We start from the raw sequence: 13,860 nt of genomic DNA, 5'->3' as shown, positions 1-13,860 counted from the left end.
CCGTTATTCGGCGACCCGAAATGCTCGCGACGCACGGCGCAACGGTCGGACCCGCAAGCGCAAGCGCGGAGGGGTCGTGCGGCGGAGCTTTTCTCGAGGTCGAGGGACTGGTCAAGGTATTCCCCGGGACACGGGCCCTCGACGGTGTGAACATTCGCGTCGGACGCGGCGAGATCCACGCGCTGCTCGGCGAAAACGGCGCCGGCAAGTCGACGCTGATCCGCCAGATCTGCGGCGCGAGCCAGCCGACGGAAGGCCGCATTTTGGTCGAGGGCAGGGAGGTTTCCCTGCCCTCGCCGCACGCCGCGGCCGCCCTCGGCATCGCGGTCGTGCATCAGCATTTCAATCTCGTGCCGCAGATCACGGTGTGCGAGAATCTGTTCCTGACCGAGGGCCTGCCCCGCCGGGGCGGGGTGTTCGTGCATTGGGGCGAGGCCTACCGGCGGGCGCGGGCGCTTCTGTCGCGCGTGGGCCTCGACATCGATCCGCGCGCCATGGTGAGCGACCTCAGGCCGGACGAAGCCGCGATGGTCGCGATCGCCAAGGCGATGGGCGCCGACGCCAGGCTGATCATCCTCGACGAACCGACCGCCGCCCTGCTGCCGGGCGAAGTCGGCGTGCTGTTCGGCCACATGCGCCGCCTCGCCGCCGAGGGACACGCGTTCCTCTACGTCAGCCACCGGCTCGCCGAAGTGTTCGAGATCGCCGATTGCGTCACCGTGCTGCGCGACGGCCGCAACGCCGGCCATTGGCGGCGGTCGGACATGGCGCGGCGCGAGATCATCAACGCGATCGTCGGACAGAAGAGTTTTTCCGAGGCGATCTCCTCGGCGCCGGTCCGCCAGGGCGACGTGCTGCTGCGCTCCGAGCGGCTGGGCGGCGGCCGGGTCGCGGAGATGTCGTTCGAATTGCGCGCGCACGAGATCGTCGGCGTCGCGGGGCTGCCCGGCAGCGGGGCGGAAGAGGCGCTCGACCTGCTCTACGGCCGGTTTCCGGCGACGGGCGGGCGGCTCGTGATCGCGGGCGCGCCCGTGGCGTTCCGCTCTCCGCGCGACGCGAAGGCCGCCGGGCTCGCCCTGGCGCCGAAGGACCGCCACGCGGAAAGTCTGCTTCCCGGGGCGAGCGTGCGGGAGAACATTTCGCTGCCCAATCTGCGCCGGTTCGCCGCCGATCCGGTCTTCCGCTTCATCCGGCGCGGCAAGGAGCGCGCGGAGGCGCAGAGCGTCGCCAAGCGCCTGTCGGTCAAGATGGCGGGGGTGGAATCGCCGATCGCTTCGCTGAGCGGCGGCAACCAGCAGAAGGCGATCCTCGGCCGCTGGCTCATGAGCGGGGCGAAGATCTTCATGCTGAACTCTCCCACTGCCGCCGTCGACATCGGCGCCAAGGCCGAGATTTACGACCTGATCCGGCAAATCGCCCACGACGGCGCCGGCGTGATCTTCACCTCGACCGAGGTGGAGGAATTCCCGCGCGTCTGCCACCGCGTCCTCGTGTTCCGCGACGGCCGCATCGCCGGCGAACTCGTCGGCCAGGATGCGACGGAAGCCAATATCCTCAATCTCGCCGCAGGAGGTGCAGAATGACCGCAGATGTCGGCGCCCGACGCGTCGCGGCGCGTCCCCGGATCGACCTGACGGTGTTCCTCGCGCGCTACGGCACGCTGCTTTCGCTCGTCGCGCTGCTGATCGTGTTCTCGATCGCGCGTCCCGACGTGTTCCCGACGGTCGACAACCTGCTCAACATCATGAACCAGATCTCGATTCTGGGCACGATGGCGTTCGGGCTGACCGTCTGCCTGGTGATGGGCCTGTTCGACCTGTCGATCGCGGCGATGGCGACGCTCGGCGGCTACATCGCGACCTTCCTGCTGGTGCAGTACCCCGACACGATCAGCGTCCCGGTCGCGGTGGCGATCGCGCTCGGAGTCGCCGCGGCGATCGGCGTGATGAACGGCCTGATCGTCAGCTATCTCGGGATCTCCGCCTTCATCGCGACGCTCGCGACCGGCTCGATCATCACCGGCGCGGTGCTCGGCATTTCGGACTCGAAAACGATCATCACCGGCATCCCCGACGCCTTCATGGCGATCGGACAGGGCGCGATTATTCTCGGCGTCGCCAATCCGATCCTGATCATGCTCGGCGTCGGGCTGGTTCTCTGGCTGATGCTCGAACACACGCAGCTCGGACGCCACCTCTACGCGATCGGCGGCAACGCGGAGGCCTCGCGCCTGTCGGGCATCGCCGTCAAGCGCTACGCGCCGTTCGCCCTCGCGGTCTGCGCCGTCTGCGCCGGGCTCGGCGGGTTGATGTCGGCCGCGGTGCTCGGCGCGGGGCGCCCGCAGGGGGTCGGCGACGGCTACCTGCTCAACGCCTTCGCCGCCGTGTTCATCGGCGCCTCGTCGCTCAGACCGGGGAAATTCCATATTCTCGGCACCATGATCGGGGTCCTGCTGATCGGCGTGATCAACAACGGCCTGTCGGTGATGGGCGTGCCGACCTACTGGCAGTATATCGTGCAGGGCCTGTTGCTGATCGCCGCGCTGTTCAGCGCCGGCGTGCTCACGATGCGGCGGCGCTGACGGCGGGTTCGAATGATCCGCCCGCCCGGCGGCGCTCCGCGTCGCCAGCCGCCGGTCGGCGCCGTCGGGCGCTGATCGTCCCGCCTTTTTGCGGGTTTCCCGGCCGGCTCGACGCCGGCGGGGCGGCGGCGGATCGGGCCGGGGGAACCGGAGGACGCAGCGCATGTTATGCCCGGGATGACTCGCCCATCCCGCCTCGCGCCCGTCCTCCGCCTCGCCCTCGCGGCCATGGCCGCCGCAGCCGACGCCGGGACGCTCGACGCCGGGGCCCGGACGCGCCTCGTCTCGGACGCGCAGGGGGCGGCCGTGATGGTCGCGGACGCGGCCTCGCCGGTCGTTCCGCATCCGGCTCAGGTCCGCCGGAGGCGCGATTCGGGGCCGGGCCCGCCGACCGCCCCCCCGGCGCGGCAGCCTCCGCCTGGAACCGCCAGCGAGGTCGGCGCCCCGACATCGTCGGCGGCGATGAGCGCCTCCGACGCCGCCCGATGCTTCGCCGACCTCGCCGCGCGGAAGGTCGGGTTCGAGCAGACGAACGCGGTGAAGCTCGGCCATTGCGAACTCTCCGGCGCAGTGAGGCTGCTCTCCGTCGCGACGCCCTTCGGAGACGTCCTCGTTTCCGGCGGCCCGACGATGCTGTGCGGCTTCGCCGGCCAGTTCAGCGGCTGGGTGCGCGACGTCGCCGCCCCGATGACTCTCGCCTACACCGGCCGCAAGCTGGCGGCGATCGAGATCGTGTCGGCCTTCGCCTGCCGAGCGCGCGCCGACAAGCCGGGCGCAGTTCCCAGTGAGCACGCCAGGGGCGACGCGGTCGATGTCGCCGCCTTCGTTCTCGCGGACCACAGCCGCGTTCGCGTCGGGCAGGACGCTTCCGAGGCTCCGCTCGCGGACGACCTCGTTCACGCCTTGCGCATGACGGCCTGCGGCTACTTCACCACGGTCCTCGGTCCCGGGTCGGACCCGGCCCACGCGGATCACCTGCACTTCGACTCCGCCCTGCACGGCGCGACGCCGAACTACCGCATTTGCCAGTGACCGGCCCCGGCTGTGTGCGCCGTTCGCGGATCGACGCCAGAGCGGGACGAGCACAGGCGTCGCCGATTTCGCTTGCCGGCGGCCGTCCGGGTACGGTTCAATCGCAACCGACGCCGAGACGGGACGCGAAGCATGGCCACGACCCCCTATGGCTTCTGGAAGTCGCCGATCACCTCCGACCTCGTCGTCGCCGACGCGGTCCGCTTCGAGCAGGTCGCGCTCGACGGCGATGGCGTCTATTGGAGCGAGACGCAGCCGCAGAAGCAGGGTCGGACGTTCGTCTATCGCGCCGGCGGGGACGGTGAGCCGGACCGCGTGACGCCCGACGACGCCAACGCCTTCAGCGTTCGCACCCGCGTCCACGAATACGGCGGCGGCGCGTTCGCCGTCGCCGACGGCGTGGTGTTCTTTTCCAACAACAAGGATCAGCGGCTCTACCGGCAGGCCGTCGGAGGACCGCCGACGCCGATCACGGCGGCGCCCACGGACGGCGCGGCGGATGGGCTGCGTTATGCGGACGGCGTGGTCGACCGGCGCCGGGGACGCATGGTCTGCGTGCGCGAGGATCACAGCGGGGCCGGCGAGGCGATCGCGACGCTCGTCGCCGTCGACCTCTCCGGCGCGACCGTTCCGCGCGTTCTCGTCTCGGGAAACGACTTCTATTCGAGCCCTCGTCTCAACCCCGACGGAAACCGCCTGTCTTGGCTGACCTGGCGCCATCCCGACATGCCGTGGGTCTCGACCGAGGCCTGGGTCGGGGACGTTCTGCCGGACGGGGCGATCGGACAGGCGCGCAAGGTCGCCGGCGGGCCGAACGAGTCGGTGTTCCAGCCGGAATGGTCGCCCGACGGGGACCTCTATTTCGTCTCCGATCGCGGCTCGGGCTGGTGGAACCTCCATCGTGAGCGCGACGGCGCGATCGAGCCGCTGGTCACGATGGACGCCGAATTCGGGCGGCCGCAATGGCAGTTCGGCGCCTCGACCTACGCCTTCGAGTCGGCCGACCGTCTGATCGCCTGCTTCGTTCGCGACGGCGGTTGGACGCTGGCGCGGATCGACGCGCGCTCCGGGCGCCTCGAGGCGATTCCGACGGGGTTCACCGACATCGCCCAGCTGCGCGCCGCTCCGGGGCGGGCCGTGTTCATCGGCGGGTCGCCGTCCGAAGCCCCCGCGCTGGTCGATCTCGACCTGAACGCAGGAACGCGTCGGGTCTTGCGCCGCGCCTTCGTCGTCGGCGAGGACCTGCGCCGCTACGTCTCGATCCCGGAGCCGATCGCGTTCCCGACGGGCGGAGGCGAGACGGCGCACGCGCTCTACTATCCGCCCTTCTCGCCCGACTCCGCCGCGCCGGCGGGCGAGACGGCGCCCGTGCTGGTGAAGAGCCACGGCGGACCGACCTCGGCCGCGTCGAGCACGCTCTCGCTGGCGACGCAATACTGGACGAGCCGCGGCATCGGCGTCCTCGACGTGAACTATCGCGGCAGCACGGGCTACGGTCGGCCGTACCGGTTGCGCCTCGAACGGCAGTGGGGCCTCGTCGACGTCGAGGATTGCATCGCCGGCGCCGGCTTTCTCGTCGCGAGCCGCAACGCCGACCCGGCGCGGCTCATGATCACCGGCGGCAGCGCCGGCGGCTACACGACGCTCTGCGCGCTGACGCGCGAAGGGGACAAGACGTTCAGCGCCGGCGCGAGCCACTACGGCGTCAGCGACCTCGAGGCGCTGGCGCGCGACACGCACAAGTTCGAGTCCCGTTACCTGGACTGGCTGATCGGCCCCTATCCGGCGGACAAGGCGATTTACGCCGATCGCTCGCCGATCAACCACGCCGATCGGCTTTCGGCGCCGGTGATCTTCTTCCAGGGCTCGGAGGATCGCGTCGTCCCGCCGAACCAGACCGAGCTCATGGTCGCGGCGCTCGAGGCGCGCGGCGTTCCGGTCGGATACTTTCTGTTCGAGGGCGAGCAGCACGGTTTCCGCAAGGCCGACACCATCAGGCGCGCGCTCGACGCGGAGCTTTATTTCTATGCGTGGCTGATCCTGCGCTCCGGCCTGCGATTCTGAGGCGGCGCCGACCCGGCCGCGCCGGCCTTTCGGCGCGGGCCGGGACGTCGCCGTCGATCAGCGCGGTCCGCTACAGGGCCATGTCGAAGACGAGCGCCTCGGTCCGCCCGAGGCTCTCGATGCGGATTTCGTCGGTCTCGCCGATCGCGATCCCGTCCCCTCCGCTCACGCGCTGGCCGTTGACGGACAGCTCCCCGTCCGCCACCTGGACCCAGACGCCGCGTCCGGCGCGCAGCGCCAGCGCGACGCTCTCTCCGCCCTCGAGCGCCGTCGCATAGAGATCGACGTCCTGGTGGATGGTGAGCGAGCCGTCGCGGCCGTCGCGCGAGCCGACGAGGCGCAGGGTTCCGCGCTTCTCCTGTGCGGAAAACGTCTTCTGCTCGTAGCCGGGATCGAGGCCGTCCCGCTCCGGGATGATCCAGATCTGCAGGAAGCGGACGGGCTCGGTCCGGCTGGCGTTGTACTCGCTGTGGCGCACGCCCGTGCCGGCGGACATGCGCTGCACGTCGCCGGGCCGGATCACCGCGTGCTCGCCGGTGCTGTCCTCGTGTTCGAGCGCGCCGGTGAGCGGATAGGTGACGATCTCCATGTCGCGGTGCGGGTGGGTCGGAAACCCGCCGCCCGGCGCCACGCGGTCCTCGTTGATCACCCGCAGCGGCCCGAAACCCATGTACCGCGGGTCATGGTAGCCGCCGAAGGAAAAGCTGTGCTTGCTGTCGAGCCAGCCGAAGTTGGCCGAGCCTCGATCTTCCGATTTCCTGATGATGGTTTGCATGGCGTCCCCACTTCGTCTGTCTGCGTTGGGCCCTATGTGTTTGCGCAGTTCCAAGATACAATAGCGGGGAAACACCGCGGTCTGTCGTCGGATTGGAACCAATCGATGGACAAACTCGGCGCCATGAACGCCTTCGCCAAAGTGGTCGCGCTCGGCAGTTTCGCCGAAGCCGCGCGGGCGCTGGGCTCGACCCGCTCGGCGGTGAGCAAGACGGTGATGGAGCTCGAGCATGGTCTCGGCGTCCGGCTGCTCGATCGCACCACGCGCCGCGTCGGGGCGACGGAGGCGGGGCTCGCCTATTATGAGCGATGTGTCGACATTCTCGCGCGCGTCGAGGAGACCGACCTGCAGGTCGCGAGCCTGCAGGCCGAGCCGAGGGGCGTGCTCAAGGTGAATGGGCCGACCTCCTTCGGCGCGCTCTATCTCGGACCTGCGGTCGCCGACTTCATGGCCGCCTATCCCGACCTCAGGATCGAACTGACGGTGACCGACCGCTTCATCGACCCGATCGAGGAGGGCGTCGACGTGACCATCCGGATCGCCGAGCTCGCCGATTCGAGCCTGATCGCCCGCAAGCTCGCGCCGGCCCGGCGCGTGTTCGTCGCCTCGCCCTCGTATCTCGAAAGCCTCGGCGCGCCGGAAACGCCCGAGGATCTGGGGCGGCGCGCCTGCCTGACCTACGGCCACACCACCACCCTGCAGCGATGGCGGATCGTCCGCGACGGCGAGGCGGTCATGGTCCCGGTGCAATCCGTCCTCTGCTCGAACAACGGCGACGTTCTGCGGTCGGCCGCCGTCAACGGCCGTGGCGTCGCGTTCCTGCCGACCTTCCTCGTCGGTCCGGACATCGCGGCCGGCCGGCTCCAGACCGTCCTCGACCGTTTTCCGCAGCCGGAACTGGGTGTCCATGCCCTTACCGCCTCGAACCGCTATCTCGCCGCCAAGACCCGCGCTTTCGTCGACTTTCTGGCGAAGCGTTTCGGCGACGAGCCGGAATGGGACCGCTTCCAGAGGGCGTGATCGCCGCGGCTCCGTTCCGGCGCCCGCCCGGCGGCCTGCGCGCCGCGAGTCGCCACACCACCCCAGATCGGTCTTTTTCATGGCGTCGCGATATTCGTTTCGATATAGCGCTCGGGACGCCTCGACGAGGCGCAGGGGCCGAGGCGGGGAGATGGAGATGCACAGAGCGCTCGCGAACGGTCGCGGCCCGACGCGCCGCGCGGCGTTGGCGGGCGCGCTCGCCTCGGTCGCGGCGGGCGCCGCGGGCCGCGCCGCGGCCTATTCCGGGGAGGGGCTCGAAATCCTCGCCGCCCCGACCGGGGCTTCGATCTCGCTCGCGCGCGTCGTCGAGGCGGGCGGTCTCGCCGCCGCCGCGCCGGGCGCGACGCTCCGCCCCTGGCGCGACCCCGACGAATTGCGCGCCGGCATTGTCTCGGGCAAGACGCAGCTCTTCTCAACCCCGACGCACGTGCCGGCGAATCTCGCCAACCGCGGTCTGCCGATCAGGCTCCTGTGCCTCCTCGGGGCCGGCCATCTCTACGTCGTCACGGCGGACGAGCGCGTCGCGAGCTTCAAGGACCTCGCCGGCAAGCCGGTGCTCGGCTTCTTCCGCAAGGACATGCCCGATCTCGTCTTCCGCGCCTGCGCCAAGATGGAGGGTCTCGACCCCGACAAGGACATCCAGCTCAGCTACGTGCAGAGCGGGATGGAGGCGGCGCAATTTCTCGCCGCCGGCAAGGCCGCGACCGCGATCCTGTCCGAGCCGCCCGCGACCGCGGCCATCGTGATGGCGGCCAGGCAGGACCGGATATTGCGCCGCGCCATCAGCCTTCAGGACGTCTGGAGCCGGCATCGCCACAGCCACGGCGTTCCGATGGTCGGCGTCGCCGTGCGCGCGGGGGTGTTCGACCAGGCGCCGGGCCTCCTCGCCGCGCTTCGCGACGGCCTGCCGCAGGCGAAGGATTGGGCGCTCGCCAACCCGGGCGAGGCCGGGGCGCTGGCGGAGAAGGCGTTGCAGATGCGCGCGCCGATCTTCGAAAAGGCGCTGCCGTTCATGAACCTCGACATCCGGTCGGCGCGCGCCGCCAAGGCCGACCTCGTCGACTTCTATGAAACGATCGTCGCCGTCTCCCCCGACGCGCTGGCGGGCAGAGTTCCGCCGGACGATTTTTTCCTCGAGCTCTGAGCCGGCGTCCGTGGGCGCGGCCGAGCGGGCGCTCTGGAGCCTCTCCGGGCTCGTCGTCCTCGCCCTTGCCTGGGCGGGCGGGCATGCGGCCTACGGCCCGTTCGTGCTGCCGCGTCCGGACGAAACCGTCGCGACCGCTTTCGATCTCGTCGGTTCGGGCGCCGCCGGCGCCGCCGTTCTGGCCACGGCCGGGCAGGCGCTGCTCGGCTGGGCGATCGGCCTCGGGATCGGTCTCGCGCTCGCCTTTCCCGCCGGTTTCCTCGCGCCGCTCGGGCTCGCGGCGCGCCCCGTCGCGACGCTGCTCGTCGCCATGCCTCCGGTCGCCTGGATCGTGCTCGCGCTCATCTGGTTCGGGCCGGGCGGCGGGGCGGACGCCTTCACGGTCGCGGTCACCGTCGCGCCGATGCTGTTCGGCGCGGCGCTGCAGGGGCTCGCGTCGCGCGATCCGGCGCTCGACGAGATGGCGGCGCAGTTCCGCGCGCCGCCGCTCGTCCGGCTCACCGACGTCATTGCGCCGCAACTCCTGTCCCATCTCGCGCCCGCGGCCGGCGCGGCCCTCGGCTTTTCGTGGAAAGTCTGCGTGATGGCGGAGGTGATGGCGAGCGGCGCCGGCATCGGAGGCCAGCTCGCGATCGCCCGTGCGCATCTCGACCTGCCGGCGACCTTCGCCTGGCTCCTGATCCTCGTCGCGCTCGCGCTTCTGAGCGACACACTCCTCCTCTGGCCGCTCCGGCGCCGAACAGCGGCGGCGCGATGAGCCTTACCTTCGCCGGCGTGAGCCTGGCGTTTGGCGCGGAGCCGGTCCTCTCCGGAATCGACCTCACCGTCGCCGCGGGCGAATTCGTCGTGCTTCTCGGCCCGTCCGGTTGCGGCAAGACCACGATGCTCAGGCTCGCGAGCGGGGCGCTGAAACCCGGGCGGGGAACCGTCACGAGCGGCTTCGCCCGCGCCGCCGTGGTCTATCAGACGCCGCGGCTCCTCGGCTGGATGGACGCGCTCGACAACGCCGCCTTCGGCATGAAGTCGCTGGGCGTCCGGCGCGCGGAGCGACGCGAGCGGGCGCGCGCAATCCTCATGCGCCTCGGGCTCGCCGAAGCCGATCTGGCGAAGCGACCGTCCCGGCTCTCGGGCGGCATGGCGCAGCGCGTCGCCTTCGCCCGGGCGCTCGCGGTCGAGCCCGATTTCATCCTGATGGACGAACCGTTCGCCGCGCTCGAGGCGGGCCTGCGCCGGCGCCTGCAGGATCTGGTGCGCGCCGAGACCGAACGCTCGGGCGTCGCCGCGCTGTTCGTCACCCACGACGTCGCCGAGGCGACCCGGCTCGCGTCGCGGATCGTCGTCCTGTCAGCCCGGCCGGGGAGGATTGTCGCGGACTTCGCCAACGCCCCGGCCCGCGAGGCGGCGGAGGCGTTCGAAGCCGCCGCCGCCCTGTTGCGCCGGTCCGACGTCGCGGCCGCGATCAACGCGGCGGGCGGAGAAGAATTCTAACGCGCGCGGCGCGACTCTCAATGAGTTCGCACTCTTCTCTGACGCCGCGTGCGGCGCGAAGCGGCGCCCGTGGCGAGACGACCGTCCTCGAGCCGAAACGTCGATCGCCGCCTCCTCCGCGGCTCCCCGGCCGGGGACGGTCAAGCGGCGCCGATTAGTCTATAAAATATATAGACCATCTTGACTAATCAAAACTCCGGCGCCATCGTCGGCGGCAGACGGCGAGAGGAAGGATCTTCGGATGACGCGCGGAACGGCCAGGGCTTCGCTGCCCGTCCTCGATTTGCGGCGCTTCGACGCGAACGGGGACGAGCGGAGGCGTTTTCTCGACGAGCTCCGGGACGCGGCTCGGACATACGGCTTCTTCTATCTCACCGGTCACGGCGTCTCCGACGGGCTGATCCAGTCGGCGCTCGCCCTCTCGCGCAGCTTTTTCTCGCTTCCGGAGGCCCAGAAGCTCGAGATCGAGATGGTGAACTCGCCGCACTTCCGCGGCTACACGCGGCCCGGGTACGAGTACACGCGCGGCAAGCAGGACTGGCGCGAGCAGGTCGACATTGGCGCCGAAAGGCCCGCGTTGCCGCTCGATTCGGGCGCGCCCGCCTGGCGGCGGCTTCAGGGGCCGAACCAGTGGCCGTCGGCGCTGCCTCAACTCAAGCCGACGCTGCTCGAATATCAGGACAAGGTGACCGCGCTGGCGATCCGCGTGCTGCAGGCTTTTTCGGCCGCGCTGGATCAGCCCGAGGACGCGTTCCAACCGATCTACGCGCCGGCCCCGAACCAACTGATCAAGATCATCCGCTATCCCGGCCGCGCGGCGGGGGAAAGCGACCAGGGCGTCGGCGCGCACAAGGATTCCGGCTTCATGGCGGTCCTCTTGCAGGATCAGGTCGCGGGGCTTCAGGTCGAGGGCGAGGACGGCTGGATCGACGCGCCGCCGATCCCCGGATCCTTCGTCATCAACGTCGGCGAAATTCTCGAACTCGCGTCCAACGGCTATCTGCGCGCCAACGTCCATCGCGTCGTCTCGCCGCCGGCCGGCGGCGACCGGCTCTCGGTCGCCTTCTTCCTCGGCGCCCGGCTCGACTCGGAAGTGCCGGTCCTCGCCCTGCCGCCGCATCTCGCGGCCGAGGCGCGCGGGGTCACGCAGGACCCCCTCAATCCGCTCTTTCGCGAAGCCGGCAGGAACTACCTGAAAGGCCGGCTGCGATCGCACCCCGACGTCGCGCGCCGCCACCACGCCGACCTTCTCGAGCCGTCCGACGGCAAGCCGGAACTCGCCTCCGCCTACTGACGCCGACCCCTTCCCCTTTCAGGAGACCAACCTTCATGACGACCGACAGCAAGCGCTTCGAGACGCTCGTCCTGCACGGCGGAACCTATCGCGCCGACCCGGTGAGCGGTTCCGTCGCGGTGCCGATCCATCAGACGACGTCGTACCAGTTCCAGGACACCGGCCACGCCTCGCGCCTGTTCGCGCTCGAAGAACTCGGCAACATCTACACGCGCGTGCAGAACCCGACCTGGGATGCGCTGGAACAGCGGGTGGCGGCCCTCGAAGGCGGCGCGGCGGCGCTCGCCGTCGCCTCCGGGCAGACAGCGTCCGCCTTTTCGGTGCTGAACCTCGCGCAGGCCGGCGACAACATCGTCTCCTCGACCGACCTCTACGGCGGCACCTGGACGCTGTTTGCGCAGACGCTGAAGCAGTTCGGCATCGAGACACGCTTCGTCGATCCTTCCGACCCGGAAAATTTTCGCCGCGCGACCGACTCGAAGACCCGCGCCTACTACGCCGAGATCCTGCCCAATCCAAAACTCAACGTGTTCCCGATCCGGGAGGTGGCCGACATCGGCCGCTCGCTCGGCGTGCCGCTGATCGCCGACAACACCGCGACCCCGCTGATCGCGCGGCCGCTCGAGCACGGCGCTGCGGTGGTGGTCTATTCGGCGACCAAATACATCGGCGGCCACGGCAATTCGATCGGCGGTCTGATCGTCGACGGCGGCAATTTCCCGTGGGAAAGCCACGCCGATCGTTTCCCGCTGCTGACCCAGCCCGACGACGCCTACCACGGCGCGGTCTGGACGGAGGCCGCCAAGCCTCTCGGGCCGATCGCGTATTCGCTTCGGGCTCGCGTAAAACTGTTGCGCGACATCGGCGCGTCGCTGTCGCCGTTCAACGCCTTCCTGCTGCTGCAGGGCCTCGAGACCCTGCCGCTGCGCCTCAGGCAGCACAACGAGAACGCGATTGCGGTCGCCAACTTCCTGAAAGATCGCGACGACGTTTCGCACGTGATCTTCCCCGGGCTCCAGAGCGGAGAGAACCGCCGCCGCGCCGACGCCTATCTCGCGGGCGGCTATGGGGCGCTGATCGGCTTCGAGCTCAAGGGGGGCGTCGAGGCGGGGCGGCGGTTCATCGACGCGCTGAAACTCTTCTACCACGTCGCCAACATCGGCGACGCGCGCTCGCTCGCCATCCATCCCGCCTCGACCACCCATCAGCAGTTGAGCGGCGAGGACCAACTCGCGACCGGCGTGACCCCCGGCTACGTGCGCCTGTCGATCGGCATCGAGCATCCCGAGGACATCATCGCCGATCTCGCCCAGGCGCTCGACGCCGCCGGAGCGGCGGACGCGGCGCCGGCGCGCAAGGCCGCATGACGGGAGAGCGATCAATCGGTCGCAAAGCTGACGGAGGGGTTCCCATGACGAAAACCGAAAAGCCAGTCGCGCTGTCGCGGCGCAACGTTCTCAGGGCCGCCGGCGCCGTCGGCGTCGCCGCCACGGCCGGGGCGTTGGCCGGAAAAGTGTTCTCGCCGGCGATCGCGGGGCCGGCGCCGAAGATCCGCCTCGCTTGGGGGGACATCGCCGCCTGCCACTCGCCGCTCGGCTTCGGCGTGGCCAAAGGCCTCTACGCCAAGCACAATCTCGACGTCGAGCTCTATCCCTTCACCTCGAACGGGCAGACGGTGATTCAGGCGCTCGCCACCGGCAAGGCCGACGCCGGCGCGGGCCTGGTCGGCGACTGGCTGAAGCCGCTGGAGCAGGGTTTCGACGTCAAACTGTTCGTCGGCTCGCACGGCGGCTGCGGCCGCCTGTTCGCCTCCGAGAGGTCGGGGATCAAGACGCTCGCAGACCTCAAGGGCAAGACGATCGCGACCTTCGTCATGGGCGCCTCGCCCCAGACGGTGCTGCAGGTGTCGATCTTCAAGGCCGGCGTCGACCCGAACGCCGACGTGAACTGGAAAGTGGTGCCGTTCGACCTGGTCGGCGAGACGGTGGCGCGCGGCGAAGCGGACGCCGGCATTCACATCGACCCGTGGGCCTGGGCGATCGAGAAGAAGAACAACCTCGTCCACATCGCCGATACGCAGAGCGGCTACTACAAGGGCCACACCTGCTGCGTGCTCGGCGCCAACGGCAAGTTCCTCGCCGCCAACAAGGACGCCATTCGCCGACTGGCTCAGGCGAACATCGAGGTTCACGACTATACCGCCAACCATCCCGAAGAAGTGGCCAGGTGGTATGCCGACAACCTGAAGCCTGCGGGGCTGACGGCGGCGGATCTCACCGAGATCCTCGGCGCGCTCGTCTACCACGACCATCCGGTCGGCCAGCCGCTGATCGATCAGATCCGCATCGGCGCGGAAGACCTGAAGCTCGTGAAAGTGCTGGACCCGGAGACGGATCCGAAGGCGTTCGCCGAGCGCGTCACGGTCGACATTCTGGCCTGAC

General features: G+C 69.9%; 12 protein-coding genes. 11 read left to right on the top strand and 1 reads right to left on the bottom strand.

Going from position 1 to position 13,860, the window contains the following annotated elements:
* Positions 1-20: 20 nt before the first annotated feature.
* From DFR50_RS02320 to DFR50_RS02305, 4 genes are all read left to right on the top strand, one after another.
* The gene (locus DFR50_RS02320; RefSeq protein ID WP_210208783.1) at positions 21-1,583 is read left to right on the top strand and encodes a sugar ABC transporter ATP-binding protein; all 1,563 of its coding nucleotides are present in this window, start codon (positions 21-23) and stop codon (positions 1,581-1,583) included.
* Complete coding sequence (locus DFR50_RS02315) at positions 1,580-2,581, top strand: ABC transporter permease (RefSeq protein ID WP_113887575.1); 1,002 nt, start codon at positions 1,580-1,582, stop codon at positions 2,579-2,581. The genes DFR50_RS02320 and DFR50_RS02315 overlap by 4 nt, the downstream gene beginning before the upstream one ends.
* Positions 2,582-2,758: 177 nt before the next feature.
* Entirely contained in the window at positions 2,759-3,613 is an 855-nt protein-coding gene (locus tag DFR50_RS02310; RefSeq protein WP_147262638.1) for an extensin-like domain-containing protein, read from the top strand.
* Between the two features lie 132 nt (positions 3,614-3,745).
* On the top strand, positions 3,746-5,677 hold the full coding sequence (locus DFR50_RS02305) for a S9 family peptidase (RefSeq protein WP_113887573.1): 1,932 nt from the start codon (positions 3,746-3,748) through the stop codon (positions 5,675-5,677).
* 70 nt (positions 5,678-5,747) lie between these two features.
* Here DFR50_RS02305 and DFR50_RS02300 read toward each other — a convergent pair whose 3' ends face one another.
* Positions 5,748-6,452 carry a pirin family protein gene (locus DFR50_RS02300; RefSeq protein WP_113887572.1) on the bottom strand — a complete coding sequence of 235 codons (705 nt, stop codon included), beginning with the start codon at positions 6,450-6,452 and terminating at the stop codon, positions 5,748-5,750.
* A 105-nt stretch (positions 6,453-6,557) separates the two neighbouring features.
* Between DFR50_RS02300 and DFR50_RS02295 the strand changes: the two genes are divergently transcribed.
* The 7 genes from DFR50_RS02295 (at position 6,558) to DFR50_RS02265 (ending at position 13,859) form a co-directional block, all read left to right on the top strand.
* Positions 6,558-7,472, top strand: coding sequence for a LysR family transcriptional regulator (locus DFR50_RS02295; RefSeq protein ID WP_113887571.1), 915 nt, complete (start codon positions 6,558-6,560; stop codon positions 7,470-7,472).
* 157 nt (positions 7,473-7,629) lie between these two features.
* Positions 7,630-8,637 (top strand): ABC transporter substrate-binding protein, encoded by a 1,008-nt coding sequence (locus DFR50_RS02290; RefSeq protein WP_113887745.1) that lies wholly within the window; start codon positions 7,630-7,632, stop codon positions 8,635-8,637.
* Between the two features lie 10 nt (positions 8,638-8,647).
* Positions 8,648-9,394, top strand: coding sequence for an ABC transporter permease (locus tag DFR50_RS02285; protein ID WP_245427261.1), 747 nt, complete (start codon positions 8,648-8,650; stop codon positions 9,392-9,394).
* Complete coding sequence (locus DFR50_RS02280; RefSeq protein ID WP_113887569.1) at positions 9,391-10,125, top strand: ABC transporter ATP-binding protein; 735 nt, start codon at positions 9,391-9,393, stop codon at positions 10,123-10,125. The genes DFR50_RS02285 and DFR50_RS02280 overlap by 4 nt, the downstream gene beginning before the upstream one ends.
* A 241-nt stretch (positions 10,126-10,366) precedes the next feature.
* Complete coding sequence (locus DFR50_RS02275) at positions 10,367-11,419, top strand: isopenicillin N synthase family dioxygenase (RefSeq protein WP_113887568.1); 1,053 nt, start codon at positions 10,367-10,369, stop codon at positions 11,417-11,419.
* Between the two features lie 35 nt (positions 11,420-11,454).
* On the top strand, positions 11,455-12,786 hold the full coding sequence (locus DFR50_RS02270) for an O-acetylhomoserine aminocarboxypropyltransferase/cysteine synthase family protein (RefSeq protein WP_113887567.1): 1,332 nt from the start codon (positions 11,455-11,457) through the stop codon (positions 12,784-12,786).
* 44 nt (positions 12,787-12,830) lie between these two features.
* Positions 12,831-13,859, top strand: coding sequence for an ABC transporter substrate-binding protein (locus tag DFR50_RS02265; protein ID WP_113887566.1), 1,029 nt, complete (start codon positions 12,831-12,833; stop codon positions 13,857-13,859).
* Position 13,860: the final 1 nt, after the last annotated feature.

This window comes from Roseiarcus fermentans, from assembly GCF_003315135.1.
Taxonomy (GTDB): Bacteria; Pseudomonadota; Alphaproteobacteria; order Rhizobiales; family Beijerinckiaceae; genus Roseiarcus; species Roseiarcus fermentans.
The sequence above is the reverse complement of the archived record's forward strand: the minus strand, read 5'-3'. Positions and strand labels throughout refer to the sequence as shown.